This window comes from Desulfosporosinus sp. OT (assembly GCF_000224515.1).
Lineage (GTDB): Bacteria > Bacillota > Desulfitobacteriia > Desulfitobacteriales > Desulfitobacteriaceae > Desulfosporosinus.
The window spans coordinates 1-13,042 of sequence record NZ_AGAF01000149.1 but is presented as its reverse complement, the minus strand read 5'-3'; the positions used below and the strand labels follow the sequence as shown (position 1 = coordinate 13,042).

The 13,042-nt window shown below is 40.3% G+C and carries 12 protein-coding genes and 4 pseudogenes; 3 read left to right on the top strand and 13 right to left on the bottom strand.

Annotated elements, in window-relative coordinates; all coding sequences use genetic code 11:
- Window positions 1-192: 192 nt before the first annotated feature.
- Window positions 193-342: a tetT domain protein gene (locus DOT_RS32720; RefSeq protein ID WP_009619810.1), complete on the bottom strand. Its 150-nt coding sequence runs from the start codon at window positions 340-342 to the stop codon at window positions 193-195.
- A gap of 169 nt (window positions 343-511) precedes the next feature.
- Between DOT_RS32720 and DOT_RS32715 the strand changes: the two are divergent.
- A pseudogene (locus DOT_RS32715) lies at window positions 512-828 on the top strand (GTP-binding protein); the annotation flags it as partial.
- Window positions 829-1,370: 542 nt separating this feature from the next.
- Here DOT_RS32715 and DOT_RS13910 read toward each other — a convergent pair.
- The 8 genes and pseudogenes from DOT_RS13910 to DOT_RS30495 all read right to left on the bottom strand — a co-directional run bounded on the left by DOT_RS13910 (window position 1,371) and on the right by DOT_RS30495 (window position 6,750).
- Complete coding sequence (locus tag DOT_RS13910; RefSeq protein WP_242833836.1) at window positions 1,371-1,784, bottom strand: GNAT family N-acetyltransferase; 414 nt, start codon at window positions 1,782-1,784, stop codon at window positions 1,371-1,373.
- Window positions 1,785-1,965: 181 nt separating this feature from the next.
- Window positions 1,966-2,241: pseudogene (locus DOT_RS13905) on the bottom strand (S16 family serine protease); the annotation flags it as partial.
- Between the two features lie 72 nt (window positions 2,242-2,313).
- Entirely contained in the window at window positions 2,314-3,045 is a 732-nt protein-coding gene (locus tag DOT_RS13900; RefSeq protein WP_009619799.1) for a class I SAM-dependent methyltransferase, read from the bottom strand.
- A gap of 343 nt (window positions 3,046-3,388) precedes the next feature.
- Window positions 3,389-3,730 (bottom strand): annotated as a pseudogene (locus tag DOT_RS13895) (PEP-utilizing enzyme); the annotation flags it as partial.
- A gap of 107 nt (window positions 3,731-3,837) precedes the next feature.
- Window positions 3,838-4,470 (bottom strand): TetR/AcrR family transcriptional regulator, encoded by a 633-nt coding sequence (locus tag DOT_RS13890; RefSeq protein WP_009619794.1) that lies wholly within the window; start codon window positions 4,468-4,470, stop codon window positions 3,838-3,840.
- 396 nt (window positions 4,471-4,866) lie between these two features.
- Window positions 4,867-5,103 (bottom strand): annotated as a pseudogene (locus DOT_RS13885) (chorismate-binding protein); the annotation flags it as partial.
- Window positions 5,104-5,265: 162 nt separating this feature from the next.
- Entirely contained in the window at window positions 5,266-6,552 is a 1,287-nt protein-coding gene (locus tag DOT_RS13880) for an L-serine ammonia-lyase, iron-sulfur-dependent, subunit alpha (RefSeq protein WP_040412225.1), read from the bottom strand.
- Between the two features lie 45 nt (window positions 6,553-6,597).
- On the bottom strand, window positions 6,598-6,750 hold the full coding sequence (locus DOT_RS30495; protein WP_009619784.1) for a hypothetical protein: 153 nt from the start codon (window positions 6,748-6,750) through the stop codon (window positions 6,598-6,600).
- Window positions 6,751-6,874: 124 nt separating this feature from the next.
- Between DOT_RS30495 and DOT_RS13875 the strand changes: the two genes are divergently transcribed.
- Complete coding sequence (locus tag DOT_RS13875; RefSeq protein WP_009619783.1) at window positions 6,875-8,620, top strand: sigma 54-interacting transcriptional regulator; 1,746 nt, start codon at window positions 6,875-6,877, stop codon at window positions 8,618-8,620.
- A 288-nt stretch (window positions 8,621-8,908) separates the two neighbouring features.
- Here DOT_RS13875 and DOT_RS13865 read toward each other — a convergent pair whose 3' ends face one another.
- The 4 genes from DOT_RS13865 to DOT_RS30490 form a co-directional block, all read right to left on the bottom strand.
- Entirely contained in the window at window positions 8,909-9,220 is a 312-nt protein-coding gene (locus DOT_RS13865; protein WP_242833835.1) for a MazG-like protein, read from the bottom strand.
- A gap of 349 nt (window positions 9,221-9,569) precedes the next feature.
- On the bottom strand, window positions 9,570-10,388 hold the full coding sequence (locus DOT_RS13860; protein WP_009619776.1) for an ABC transporter permease: 819 nt from the start codon (window positions 10,386-10,388) through the stop codon (window positions 9,570-9,572).
- On the bottom strand, window positions 10,385-11,287 hold the full coding sequence (locus DOT_RS13855; RefSeq protein ID WP_009619774.1) for an ABC transporter ATP-binding protein: 903 nt from the start codon (window positions 11,285-11,287) through the stop codon (window positions 10,385-10,387). Before DOT_RS13855 ends, DOT_RS13860 begins: the two co-directional genes overlap by 4 nt.
- A gap of 621 nt (window positions 11,288-11,908) precedes the next feature.
- Window positions 11,909-12,103: a hypothetical protein gene (locus DOT_RS30490; RefSeq protein ID WP_157998461.1), complete on the bottom strand. Its 195-nt coding sequence runs from the start codon at window positions 12,101-12,103 to the stop codon at window positions 11,909-11,911.
- Window positions 12,104-12,818: 715 nt separating this feature from the next.
- On the opposite strand from DOT_RS30490, the gene DOT_RS31075 reads away from it, so the two are divergent.
- The gene (locus DOT_RS31075; protein WP_009619768.1) at window positions 12,819-12,971 is read left to right on the top strand and encodes a hypothetical protein; all 153 of its coding nucleotides are present in this window, start codon (window positions 12,819-12,821) and stop codon (window positions 12,969-12,971) included.
- Window positions 12,972-13,042: the final 71 nt, after the last annotated feature.

Here is a 13,042-nt window from a genome sequence, read left to right as displayed (position 1 = left end):
AAAACAGAAAGACAGTTCAGCGGGTTTCAAACGAGTATTCCAAAGCCCGGCAGGCGGAGGGCATTCCTTTCAAACCATCCGGGAAAGATTCGCTTAACTACTTCACATATTTCCATTCCATTAACTAACTATTTGCTTTTTTGTTCCTATCTAACAGTTTCCCAATGTAAACATCATAACCACAAAGTTTAGTCAAAAAACTCCTTTTCCATTAGTATAGGAGATAAGCTGTATTTGATAGGACTTTGATGTTTCTCCAGGAATTTTACCATGTAATATCGTTTCACTATTCTTTGTATCGATTCGTTCAATAGAAGCTCTCAATTGCTGTAAATCATACATTGCTTAATTTTTCCATTTCGAAAAGTTTCAAGACTTTTTAACTTTACAACTTCTGCTTTACCATCAATAGTGAAATTATCACGGATTTTCAAGCTTCCTCCGAAGATACGTGCATAGGCCCTTTTGTGCAATCCTTGTGCTTATGTCTATAAAATAGACAGGGATGAGCATTACGATACGATCTTCAACGATTTCTTTCGAATGGGCTGACACAAAAGTTAATATCATTGATACTCTGGGACATATGGATTTTATAGCCGAGGTGGAGCGTTCTCCTTGCGTATTGGATGGTGCTATTTTAGTTATTTCAGCAAAGGAAGGTATTCAGTACAAACCCGGATTATATTTCAAACCTTGCAGAAGTTGAAAATTCCAACCCTAATTTTTGTCAATAAAGTTGATAGAATAGGTGTATACCTAGAGGACCTTTATGTACAAATTAAAGAACAATTGACGCCCGATATACTTGTAATGCAAAGTGTATTAGGAGCCGGCTCAAATGATATTTCTATTAAAGAGCATATTGGTGCTTCTGAGGAAATGATAAGAGTACTTCTTGATTTGGATGAATCGCTGGCTATAAATACAAAATGGAGTAAATATTGAGACGAGAAATTTAAATATAAGCACCTATTTAAGATATGACCACCTTATTGGCGGCCATATCTTAAACTTCAGGATTCATTTATCGGAATTTTTAAGACCTATTAACAGAAGATTTACAATGTAACGGCATTCCACAGGGCTGTTTTTCCATTGTAATATCTATAAAAGCAGCGTGGCTTACTTTTAATGATTTTGCCACGTCAGAGATATTCGCTTTGTCTGGTCCGAAACGGCGAATGACCTCTTCTGTGGCATTTAGAATTATTTCTTTATCTAACGAGATCTTATCCTGCTGACATTTATAGGGAGTATTTCAATCAAATGATTCAGTCCGTTAATAATGTTGTCCATTTTCCTTCTCCTAGTGTCTTATGTTTAAAGTTTGTTTCATTAGTTATTTTCACCAATTTCGGCTGACATATTTAGATATGCTTAGACATTATGTGGAGATCTCCTCTTATCAGCCAGCCAATCTTACTCCAGAATTCCTTGCCAACGCTATTCTCCCGGAACACGAATATATGGCACTTGTCAATTCCGGCCAGCTTGAGCTTTTCCAGACAACCATCTGCCAATCTTCTTCCCAAACCTTCTTTTCTGTGTTCCCTTCTTACGGCAAGATGATGTAAATAGCCTCTTCGCCCGTCATGACCGGCAAGAACTGCTCCAACTAACTTATTGCCTTTGAGAGCCACAAGGCTGAATCCGTGATTACGCTCAAGAAAGAATCGAATGTTTTCTTTTGAATCTGCCTCGCTGAGGCCAATTCCTTCGGTGCTTTTCCACAAATCAATCACTAAGTCATAATCTGCAATTTCCATATTCCTAATATACACATCATGCAAATGTACCACCACCAATTGACCTTTATTTATTCAGCGATTACTCTATCTCCCTTGCTTGTAGGCATGGAGGCAACAATAAATTCTATATCTCCGTCTGAGTTATTAAGCATCTGATGAGCAACTTCCGGAGATATTTCAATATTTCCCGAATGGCTACGACGGAAGTTGGGATGATATCCTTGAGATCAGTAACATTATCTTTGGGAATCAAGACCTTGGTGATACCGGCACGATCTGCAGCTAACAATTTTTTTATCCGCCAATCGGAAGAACAACATCTCTTAGGGTAATTTCTCCTGTCATGGCCAGTTTCGCATCCCACCGCAATACCTGTAATCAACGATGCAAAGGCCATAAAGAGCGCGATTCCTGCTGACGGTCCATCTTTAGGGACAGCTCCGGACGGTACATGAACCTGTAAATCCTTATCTTTAAAGTGCATGGCATTCTAGGTGAGTTACTCGCTCTTTTGCTTTCCATTGATTATTAGAACGTCAAAAGGCAGCATGCTAGCGGCTTATTAGACTCTTTTAATAGCTCCAAAAGCTGCAAAACATGAATTCTTGTGTAATAGTTCAACATGGTCAAATCCAACTTTTCGAAGCAAGCCCAATTGATATGTGACGGGACGTGGCGAATCCTCTTTGTCAATGTATGAAAATACCCTGTTTTTATGCTCCTCTCCTCCAATTGAAGACAAATATGCTCCATATCTATCCCACATCATCTTTTGAACTTGTCTAGTTTCATGGGATACTAAATCCGTAATCCAAACACTTCCTCCTGGTGCTGTCAATCTATATATCTTGTGGAATACATTTTCCCAGTCTTGATCATCTCGTAGGTGATGTAAGACAGCAGCAGCCAAGATAACATCGTACCTTTGGTCTGGTAAATCGAGTATGCGGAAATCACATTGAAAGGTTCTGATTTCACCCGAATTGGCCGTCGTAATCCTAGTATGTGCCCTGTCGAGCATAGGTTGACTTAAGTCAACAAGGTCACAATCGAAGGGACTGGCACACTGAAGAAGTTTTAAAGTGTTGTTGCCAGCTCCACAGCCTATATCAAGTACTCTTCTGATATTTGTAGTACTTGAAACCGCAGCTTGGGTAATTAACTCCATAGCAAGCGGAGCATCAACTGTGGAAATCTGTCCAGTATCAAGGCTTGAGAAACGATCAACATCGTTGTCAAATCGCTTCCTGATGTCTTCTAAAGTTGACTTGTCTTTGAGACGTGTTGTTTTCATAGTTTAACTCCTCCAAGGTAGTTGTAGCGTTATAGGTCATCACATAATCAAGGTTCTCATCAACGATCTGTACCAGTTTAGCTGTTTGAGACCTGTATGGGCAGCAATGATTTTTTCAATTAAGTTCATTGCCCCCCCTTTTCATTTATTCCATCTTACTCCATTATCCAACATAATTAAAATGCCTGTTTTTCATCAGGTTCATAACCAGGAGTTATATCATATTGTTTTATGAACAGTCCGACGATAACTGAAAATATGACCTCGAACTTTGGAGGAAAAATAAACACCTTCCATCAATGCATAGAAGGCGTTTAGTCTATCGAGTTGAAATAAACCTTGGTTATCTGTTAGTTAAATGTAGAAATATTTTACCTTCATCCCCATCGACATCTACCTTCCAGCCCTCTTTAATGACTCGCATGACTCCAGGTATATTCACTACGGCGGGAATTCCGTATTCACGGGCCACAATGGCCCCGTGTGATAAGAAACCTCCGGTTTCCATGATCACCGCACTGCCTTTTACAAACAACGGCGTCCAACCTAGATCAGTGGATGGCGCTACCATAACGTCTCCCGGCTGCAATCTACTTCCTTCATCCGGATGACGGATCAACCGAGCTGTACCGGAGGCTCTTCCAGCAACAACTGGCACACCTGTCAAAAAATTGCCGGAAGACCTGAGAGCTTCATCCCAGGTTAAAAAGAATTTGTCTGGGGATTTAATCACTTAACCCACTCCCCCCAAAATATTTATCTGGTTTTCAAGACCCCCACTTCTATAAGCTTCTATAAGTGGAGGTGGGATTCTCCTTTGAAATTGGCCCCCTCTAAGAATAGATCGACCATATTAGCTATCTCTTTGCGCAGTTCTACCTTTGATAAGTCATTCAACCACTCCATTACTATAAAGCCGCGCAGAAAGTCTAATTGTTTGACCAACAGTTTAGCCGAGATATCTTGCCTGATTTCACCTGCCTCCTGGCCTAACTTTACAATCTCGGCAAGAAGACTATGTGTACCTCCACTTTCGTATCCTGCTCCCTGAGACATGTTTTTGAAACGATAGCCTAAGCTAATCCCTATAAGCTCCGGGTTAATTTCTACCTGTTCATATATGTTGTCCAGTGTATTTAGCAAACGCGACCTTGTATCAGGGAAGTCAGGCAATGTGGCCAAGGCCTGCTGGGTAAATTCTTTGGAAATGCCTCTGACGTAGTCGTCGATAATAGCCTCTTTCACTGGAAAGTGATTGTACAGAGTTTTCCTTGCGATATCAGCTTCTTCAGCTATCTGCTCCATAGTTGTATTGTTAAACCCCTGGCTCTGGAATAAATCCATTGCTACTTTAATAATCTTTTGCTGTGTTTCCTTCTTCTTCCTTTCGACCCTGCCTCCGACCGGTTTATCTCTTGGTTCCACACTCCGCCTCCTCTGTATTTGTTCACTTATGAAAAATGTAAACAATTAATACACATTGAGTGCAATTACGCATTGTGTATAACATTATTATCTTTATTAACTACTGGTATGTCAACACCTAATGATGATTTTTCTTAACTAAAGACCAGATTGAATTTAATCATCCTTCATATCCTCCGTCAGAGATTTATCAATCTTACATTGAACTGTCCGGAATTTCCGGGCAGTCGGAATTTTAATGTTACTGAATTCAGTAACATTAAAGCAGGAAATAACCTGAAAAAAGCATAAAGCCATCTCTTGTTAGCTTCTAAGCAAGGAGATGGCTTTATTCATCATAGATCGGTATAGGATTTACAGAGTAACAGTTCCCCGCTAACCTAGGCGGTTACACCTTCATTCGGCTTGTTTGTATATATATTCCAGGTTTAATTTCATTGCCTCCAGTAAGGCCTTGGCTTTTTGTTCAGTTTCTTCGAATTCAAATTCCAATTCGGATTCACAGGTGATCACGCCGCCAACCCCCAAATGGTAAATCCCGTCTTTGTAAACTGCGGTACGAATCACGATATTAAAATCACAGCTATTATCGAAAGAAAGATAGCCGATCGACCCGGTATAAAGCCCTCTGCGAAGGTTAAAATCTCCTTTTTCCATCTTAGCCGGTGATAGGTTCGTTGCGCGGTAATAAAGTCTTTCTTCAAGATCTTTTCAAAGCGCCCAGACTGTCTTCCCCGTTATGCAAGCTAGACTTTATTATGGCAATTATTTCTACTGTCTATATTCCCTGAATCTTTAACCAACCTGCTTATTAACCATAATATCTAAAATAATCCGATCCATTTCCGGAGATCCTTGATTAGCGAGGCGGCCCAAGTTTTCGATCGTTTGCTCAGCATTTCCTTCGATAATTCCATCAGTTCCCTGGATAACCTTGCCTTCAATAGCCATAATCGCGGACTGAACTGCCGCACTGGTACAGGTTGAAATCTTTAAGGCACACCCTACCTTTGCCCCGTCACAGACCATTCCCGTGGCATTGCCCTGCATATTCTGAATGGCAGCTTTGATTTCCTCTTTGCCTCCTCCTAGTAAGTAAGTAATGCCGCAGCTGGCACCTGTTCCGGAAGCAATCGCTCCGCAGAGTGCGGACAAGCGGCCCATTTTTGACTTAATGTGGATGGCTATCAAATTGCTAAGGGTCACCGCCCGAATTAACTGCTCATCAGAAATTCTTAACTTTTCCCCTGCTGCCACAACAGGCAAAGTCACGGAAATCCCTTGATTACCGCTGCCCGAATTGCTCATCACAGGAAACGTACTCCCGGACATTCTGGCATCAGAAGCTGCAGCCGTTAAGGCCATAGCCCGGGTTATCAGGTCATCGCTTAAGAACCCTTTTTGAATACTCTCTCTCATTGTTTTTCCGACCTGCAACCCATAGGCATTCGCTAACCCTTCCAGGGCTATGCTGGTATTAAGTTCAATGGCCTGCTTAATGATTTCTAATTCCTCAATGTTTACACTTTGGGCAAAATTCCATATCGAATCTATGGACAAAAAAGAATGATCATATCCCCCGTCCTCATCAGCTTCATTTTCTGCTAAAGTGTTAAATAAAACCTGCCCACTGGCCTCAACAAAAACTACCTGGGTATGTTCATCAGCCACGATCACTTTGGCATAGGATTGAGGCGTCTCTACAAAAACCTCAATGTAGAGTTTATGCGAAGTCTCAACTACCCCAACGGTAACTATTTTTTTCTCAATCATGGCCTTTGCTTTTTTAATATCCTGGACACTTAAACCTTGCAGCACTTCTAAGCCTTTAGAACAATCTCCGGCCACCACTCCCAAGGCTGCTGCCAAATTCACACCTGAGCTATTCGTTCCCGGAATGGCAACAGCCATGGCATTTTTAATGATGTTGGCACTCGCCAAGACCTTTACCGTCGTTATATTTTCACCTTGGACATGTTTCTTGGCCAGCGCAGCCGCAAAAGCAATTGCCATCGGTTCTGTACATCCCAAAGAGACAACAAGCTCTTTTTGCAGTAGATCCAGATACTTCTTATAATTCATTTCCATACCGCCCTTCAGCTATTTCACGCACTGAGTTTTTAGAGCTTAGATGATGCAATAATCATGCCAAATAAACTCCGGCTGATTTGCTTCAAATCCCTTGGCACAGGCGGCGGCTTTGGAGTAAGATATGGTTAGACTAATATCTTTTTGGCAACAACATCGTTTATCAAGAATGATAAACAGTCTTACCCGCATGTTCGACAGTTTTCCCAGCTTTAGCTGCCTGAATTAACTATTTCTCACTGCTAATAAATTTTCTCATATTTGATAAACCAGTTCATACAAGGTATGCCAGTCCGAACGAAATGGAATTGATGGAATGTTTAGCTTAAGCGATAATCAAGAAACCGTCCAACAGGTTGCAGAAGCAATCGCCTCTGTTTTAGCTGTTGAAGTCACAATCATTGATGAGAATTACCTGCGCCTGGGAGCAACAGGTATCTATGAACCGCTGATCGGGAAAAAAGCCCCGGATAACTGTTTGTTCCAAGCAGTCACTAAAACGGGCAAACCCATATTTATTGAACACGTTAATCAAAACGCTGAATGCCGGTTGTGCACCAAAAAAGACAGTTGCACTGAGAGAGCGACGATGGCTCATCCCATCGTCTATAATCATAAGGTCATCGGCAATATTTGCATCATGGCTTTCACCGAAGAGCAAAAGAGCTTTATATTAAGCAATGTAGAATCGTTAAATAACTTTATTCATAAGATGAGTAATCTGATCGTATCCGATTTGATTTCCAGTCAAATGATCGCGAAGCTAGAGCATTTAAATAAGGAGCAAAAGACAATTATTGACACCCTTGATCACGGGCTTATATGTACGAATATTCAGGGCAACATCACGAACATCAACCACTCTGCCTGTCATCTTCTCAATCAAACGGAAGAGCAATTAATTCACCAAAACCTCTATGACCTGCTCCCTATAAAAAACAAATTTAAAGCTGATAAGTGTGAAATAACTCATCATGGAACGAGAATCTGTTTTAATCAAATTAAAGTCACTAACAAGAACCAACAAGTCAGCACCATCATCACCTTTTCACCCAAGGAAGACATTATCAATAAGGCCTACCACATTATGGAGGCTCCCAAAAGGATCAGCTTTGACGATATCCTAAGTGTTGACCCTTACTTTCTCGAGACTGTAAACAATGCCCGCAAGATTGCCTTCACTAATGCCAATGTCTTAATCCGGGGCGAAAGCGGAACGGGAAAAGAGCTTTTCGCCCGGGCAATTCACGCAGCCAGCAGCCGCTGTCCCTATCCTTTCGTCGCCATTAATTGTGCCTCAATTCCGGATAATCTTTTAGAAAGTGAATTGTTTGGTTATGAAGCAGGAGCGTTTAGCGGGGCCAGCAAAGGCGGAAAGATGGGAAAGTTTGAGCTGGCCCATCGCGGAACGATACTTCTGGACGAAATCGGGGACATGCCTTTATATTTGCAGCCGAAACTGCTCCGTGTCTTACAAACCAAGGAAATAGAAAAGATAGGCGGAAGTTCCTCCATACCTATCGATGTTCGTATCATCGCTGCGACAAACAGCCACTTAGAAGAAAAAATAAAAATCGGAGCTTTTCGGGAGGATTTGTTTTATCGCTTAAATGTTATTCCCTTGTCAATTCCACCACTGCGCCATCGCCCAGAGGACATTCTGCTTATTGCAGATTACCTGCTGCAAAAATATTGTCACAAACTTAACCTACAGGTAAAGAGCTTATCCTCAGAAGTGAAAGAACTCTTGCAAAGTTATTCTTGGCTGGGAAATGTTCGGGAATTAGAAAACGTCCTGGAATACGCAGTGACATTAACGAAAGAAGACATCATCGCTGTTACAAACCTTCCCCCTTCTCTAAAGGCTGCCTCTACGAACACAAGCACCAAAGTTGAGGGGACTCTGGCAGAAAGGCTTGAATCTCTCGAAAAAGAGATTCTTTCTCTAGCCCTTAAGAAATATGGAAAAACGGTAGAACAAAAAATAAAAGTTGCGGAGTCGCTGAATATTAGCGTACCTACCCTTTACCGTAAGATTAAAAAGTACCAATTAGAGGATTGAATGTTTTTAGCAAAGTACTCTCCGCCGCGCAAGACTCGATACTTGACTGGGCTTTATCAAGGCGGCTTTTTGAACATAGAAAGGCAGGACGATTTGCTATTGATGATGGGCCTAACTCCAGCGGCAATTCTCATGGTCCAGGTTATTTTATATAAGATTTGCTTTGTACTACTCAAAATATTAAATCTATCGTCAACAAAGCCCCATTCAATGTCCTGCTCGTAACCATAATGAGCTTCGATTTTCTGGCCCAATCCTGCAAGTCCAATTGATTCCGTTCAATCAACCTTATAACTGTTTTTCAAGTTTTGATAAAAAATCATCCAACGATTCACTGATATCAATATTCATCCGCTTTGCCAAAACAATCACCCACCATATGCATTCGCTAAGCTTATGCTCCAGTTCAGATAGTGTATCACCTCCTTTAGGCCAACGTTCTTGCTGAGACATCGTCAAACGGCCCACCAAGCCAGCATCTGTCAAGAAAGCAAGCGCATCCTCTTCTACTGTCCATTCTTTTTCATGATACTCTCGTTCCAACTGATGATAGTGTTTTCTTATTTGAACGGAACGCTCAACTACATCACTAAAATTCATATCTTTCAAATTTCCCTCTTCCTTGTTAGGTTATTTAAATCTATTATAGCATTCTAAATATGACAACACCCTGTCATATTAGAATGCTATTTTCATGAATTAAATCTGGTTAGATGAAAAAGGCAACCGCAACACACGCAGCGTTGTCCGTTTTCGGGCGTCGGGTAATACCTCTCCGCATAAAAAGTACGACAAAAAACCGAGGACTGATTACCTCGGTTTTTCTACTTAACTTCTTGAACATAGCATAAGGCCTATCTCCTCTTGATCCCAAAGTTCTTCAAAGGTGCCTTTAGCCTGGGTGATTAGTTCTTTGGTATGGGCCAAAAACAGAGTTCGGAATATCTGTTTAGGATTTAGAGAATATGAATCGTCGAAAGATGACCCATAATATAATCAGCCCAATAATAATAAACCGCTTGTACTTTTGCCAGAATTTCTTAAAAGAAAATCCCTCGGCAAAGTTTGAATGCCGCTGCAAGATTGCACTAATTGCTATAAATATAATAGCATAGCCAGTTAATACAGCTACATCTGTTACTATATCTGGAGTTTTTCCCTGCAGCATATCCCATCCAGGTTGGGCGAAATAATGCGTTGGAAGCCATTTGTCAAAGTCTTGTAACATTCCTGTTGGTTTCCCAAACAGGCCACCAAGAAGAGCTAATATAAGATAAGCTAACGCTCCAAGGATCTGCGCTGAACTTCCTGTCATTCCAATGAGAATACCTAGCATTGCAAAAGGTATCGAAGCGATACAAAGCCAAAGAATTTCAAAAATCCAGGTTTGTATTGGTAAGTTTACGCCTTTAAAAAAACAACCAACTGCAAATACCACTAAAATGGTGGCCAGGGTCAAGACTAATTGAGTTAACGCCTTACCAAGGGTATATGTCACCGAAGACAAAGGTGTTGTTCTGAGAAAGGTTGTCCAACCGCTTTGTCGTTCTGCCGCTAGTCGCACGCTCAGGGTATTGACTGAACTGGTAATGACCCCAAATACAGCCATAGCGACCATTGTATAGGCGTTTTGAGCCGGCGATCCAGAAGTTTTATTAGAAAACAAAAGGTAAAGCAAAACTGGCATAACCAAAGTCAGAATGAAAAATCGTTTATCTCGGCTAGTGCGTATAAGATCGGCTTTCCATTGAGAGATTAGTGCATTCATTCTTTATCCTCCTTTTCGCCTATAAGCCGAACATATGCATCTTCCAGTCCTCCACCGAAAATTTGGATATCGCTGATGCCCCAGTCTTGTTTAATTACCTGAGTAATCAACTCATCGGAATTTGAGGTGCGTATGATGATTTGACGTCCTTCCTCACGAAAAGAAACCACTCCCGGCAACTGATTGATAACCTCATGAGGCATGTCGCCCCCTAAGACGAATGAGACCTGACGGCCGGCGTACATCATTTTAAGTTGTTCAGGAGTATCATCGGCAATTATCTTACCGTGATCAATGACAACCACACGGTCAGCCATCGAATCCGCTTCATGGAGATCATGAGTGGTTAACAGCAGTGTTTTCCCTTCAGTGATAAACCGGCGTAATTCTTGCCAAAAGATTTGTTTAGAGGAAAAATCCATACCTACGGTTGGTTCATCCAGGAATAAAACATCTGGATTTCCAGCTAAGGACAGGGCAAACTGCAACCGACGCATTTGTCCTCCGGAAAGTTTGGTTGACAACTTATCTGCTTCATTTTCTAAGCTGGCAACTTTCAACAAACCTGCTATTGGGAACGGATTCGCAAAATAACTACGAACTAAATTTAGTGTCTCACGAACAGTCAGCCGATCCAGAACACTTACTCCTTGGAGCATAACTCCTAGCCTTTGATGTAAATGCAGAGACTCTGGATTTCCGCCAAAAAGTTTTACGGTTCCGGACGTTGGTTTTAGCAAACCCAGCATCATAGAAATACTAGTTGACTTCCCCGCACCATTGGGACCTAGACAAGCTACTGCTGTCCCAGACTGAACTTGTAAAGTAACATTGTCAACTGCTGTTTGGCCTGCATTGAATACTTTGGTAACGTTTTGAAATTCTATAACTGCTGCCATTGTTTCACCTTCTTTATTATTTTCCTAAACATTTTAGTTGAATATAAAATGCTTTCGACTATCACTGGTTATGTTTTTAATAAGAGTATCAATCTCAAGATATTGACAGCAAACACAATCAACTTTTTACTATTACTGTCTACCTGGATATGATAAATTTATAAATTAAATTCCCCTCCTCCTGGAGATGGCAGAAAAGTGAGGCTAATCACTATTATTGTGCCGGAATAGAGGGCGAATATTTAAAAATCGACCCTTTTACATTTAACCGTTAGTTTGTTTATTATTAAGATTATTACATTCCCAAAAATACGCAGAATACTCCTGTGGGCAACGATTTTAGATGACGTCTAAAATTGCATAACTATCTTGAGAAAAAAATAGAGTGCAACAGGAAATGCCTGTTACACTCTAGAAAACTAGAACGAATACTGAAATGATCAGTACCCATGCTGCGGACTTTTGGAAATTCAGCATATTCTTGATCCGTTCCTTAATATTCCCCTCGCCAACTGTGACGGGCCGCTACCAACATTCTCCTCAGTCTCTTCAACTGACGTTACATAATTATTCTCCTAGTAGTCATAGCCCCTTGCCAGTATCATTTTCTAGATAAAGTCTTCAAAGTTGTTTTGCATTAAACAATCTGAAACCGCTGATGAAGCATTGGCCATGATCGAAGATGCCAAAAGGGGATGGATAGAGATAGCTTTGGAACAAAGCATTGAAATCATCATTAATCTCTCCTACCAACAGTTCGATGGCCCGCCGATAAACCCCGCCGAGATGAGTAATATTCCCGTCCCGATCATACAATGACGTTTAGGCAAGTCGAAGAAAAATGCACCGATGACGCAGGAAGAATTCGCCTCTGTGTCTCACGAATTACCCTCTCATTATTATTTACAATTTCTATTTCGTAAGCTTCATAATTTATCTCAAGGCTCTTGAATATTTCTAAATAATCTATTAACAAAATATTAACTGCTGCTTAGCAGCCGCTCTTTACAAGGAACATATACCAAACCAAAATAACCATAACTACAAGTACAACTATAATTTCTAGAGGAGGTTTTCTTTCTTATCCCACAACAGGACATCCCTTCAACTGCCAATTTATAATCTATGTAAGTGGTAGTTCGTCCAAATTGCCACTGAGCCTACAACAACTTCCTCGGCTTTATTTTCTAGCCACTATGGCCTTACGCTACAGAATAGCTATTGTCTTTTTTTATTGCAACCATATTGGATAAACTGATTACGAAGAATAGTACTAATATCTCTTTTTGAATTTAAATATATTTATACATTGATTATGCCGAAAGCAATCCTACCAAAAGTGAATTTTCCTTAATTAATATTACGATTTATATGCTTTGTGATAAAATATTGTTTTTAAATTTACGAGGGAATAAATTTTGCCATAACAAAAAACTATTTGACAAATATTAAATTTGTATGTGACATATGCCTAGGTATTGTGTTATCCTATACCTAAGGAATAAATCAATAACTTAAGGGGGAATTTCAAATGCTATCAGGAATTTTGAGTATTATTGTAATGATTGCTATTTATGGAATTGTTTTTATGGATTATAGGCAGCAGGGTCCATTGAAAACTAGAGATGTAAAATATATGTTAAATAGAAAAAAAATATTTAAGTTGCATAAGCATGCTGTCTGAAAAGATGAATACTGTGAATATGGCTAAATAAGCTAATGTGTTTAAATAAACACCATTAGCTTTTTATTTTT

Excerpts from the sequence above, each read along its gene's own strand:
- DOT_RS13880 (WP_040412225.1), bottom strand. The coding sequence starts at position 6,552 with ATGAATTATAAGAAGTATCTGGATCTACTGCAAAAAGAGCTTGTTGTC.
- DOT_RS13900 (WP_009619799.1), bottom strand. The coding sequence starts at position 3,045 with ATGAAAACAACACGTCTCAAAGACAAGTCAACTTTAGAAGACATCAGG.
- DOT_RS31075 (WP_009619768.1), top strand. The coding sequence starts at position 12,819 with ATGCTATCAGGAATTTTGAGTATTATTGTAATGATTGCTATTTATGGA.
- DOT_RS13855 (WP_009619774.1), bottom strand. The coding sequence starts at position 11,287 with ATGGCAGCAGTTATAGAATTTCAAAACGTTACCAAAGTATTCAATGCA.
- DOT_RS32720 (WP_009619810.1), bottom strand. The coding sequence starts at position 342 with ATGTATGATTTACAGCAATTGAGAGCTTCTATTGAACGAATCGATACA.
- DOT_RS13865 (WP_242833835.1), bottom strand. The coding sequence starts at position 9,220 with ATGAATTTTAGTGATGTAGTTGAGCGTTCCGTTCAAATAAGAAAACAC.
- DOT_RS30495 (WP_009619784.1), bottom strand. The coding sequence starts at position 6,750 with ATGCGGGTAAGACTGTTTATCATTCTTGATAAACGATGTTGTTGCCAA.
- DOT_RS13875 (WP_009619783.1), top strand. The coding sequence starts at position 6,875 with ATGTTTAGCTTAAGCGATAATCAAGAAACCGTCCAACAGGTTGCAGAA.
- DOT_RS13860 (WP_009619776.1), bottom strand. The coding sequence starts at position 10,388 with ATGAATGCACTAATCTCTCAATGGAAAGCCGATCTTATACGCACTAGC.